This is a genomic window from Paramuribaculum intestinale (genome assembly GCF_003024925.1).
GTDB lineage: Bacteria > Bacteroidota > Bacteroidia > Bacteroidales > Muribaculaceae > Paramuribaculum > Paramuribaculum intestinale.
Genome location: NZ_PUED01000370.1, coordinates 1 through 1,102 on the forward strand (window position 1 = coordinate 1; position 1,102 = coordinate 1,102).

1 protein-coding gene and 1 pseudogene are annotated in these 1,102 nt (G+C 34.9%); both read left to right on the forward strand.

Annotated features, from left to right (window positions below; translation table 11 throughout):
• On the forward strand, positions 1 to 864 hold an 864-nt coding region (locus C5O24_RS13635), incomplete at its 5' end, for a phage exclusion protein Lit family protein (protein WP_205961138.1).
• Positions 861 to 1,102 (forward strand): annotated as a pseudogene (locus C5O24_RS14425) (TIGR02391 family protein); the annotation flags it as partial. The gene C5O24_RS13635 and the pseudogene C5O24_RS14425, both read left to right, overlap by 4 nt.

A 1,102-nucleotide genomic window follows, 5' to 3' on the forward strand; every position in this document is an offset into this window, starting at 1 on the left:
ATAGTAGTGAGCGATAATACCCACATACAAGCTATTGATAATGGATTAAAGAAAGGCATTAAATATGTGTTGAATGATGCTCCAGTAGGGCAACCGGCTTCATTAACAGGAGAAAATGTTATAGAAGTAAACGATAATTACTGTGAATTTTTATATCTCATCTGTTACACCTTTTTAGTAATTAACGATTACTGCTTGGTTCTTACAGATAATGTTGAAGGAGAAGCCTCAATTTCAAAAGAAGAAGCTGAATCTTATTGCAGAGAGGCTGGTGAAATGTTGTCTGAAGCATTAAAGATGCTTGTACCCAATGAGAATGATGAAAAGTGTATGGCAGCATCTCGTGGTAAACTTTTTCGGTTTCCCAACACATCAAGACCCAATAAATATACGGACTTTTCAGATTCTATGACTATTGCTAGGCTAACGTATGTGTTACATCATGAATTTGGACACTTCATATTTGAACACGAGGAGGATACTCCTTTCAATGAACTTGATGCTGATAAACATGCCATCCTTCATCTTAAAAAATGGGGAGAAGCAACAAAAAACGAGAATACGATTTTTGCTGGTATAATTTTGGCTCTTATTGCGTCCGCATTCATCAATCCAACGCTGACAGCGACAAGTTATCCAGATATTGATGACAGGATTGAATATGCACTACAATTTGCTGATGACACATTGAAAGATAATCCCAACTCGCTACTCTACCGAATAATCGGATTTAGTGCTAATATATGGGCTAATCATTTCAAGATTGATATACCCAAAATCACAGCGAATGAAAGCCATAAAGAATATGTATGTCGTATTAAATCCGCATTGATTAATCACAAAAGAAAAACTAAAATAATATGATAGCACCTTGTTTTTCAAGAGGACAATTAGAGCAGTTGGCAAAACTGTTGGGTGAAGAAGTAACCGGATCTCAATTATCCTTGATGTTGGAACAAGTTTCTCTTATAGATCAAATAGAGCTTTCAACGAAATGGCGGCGCATATATAAGGCTTTTGTTATTTATCAGAATAACAAAAATTGTTCTAATCAAATAATGAATTTCATAAAACTTGTATTAGAGCCTGCATCATATGTAAT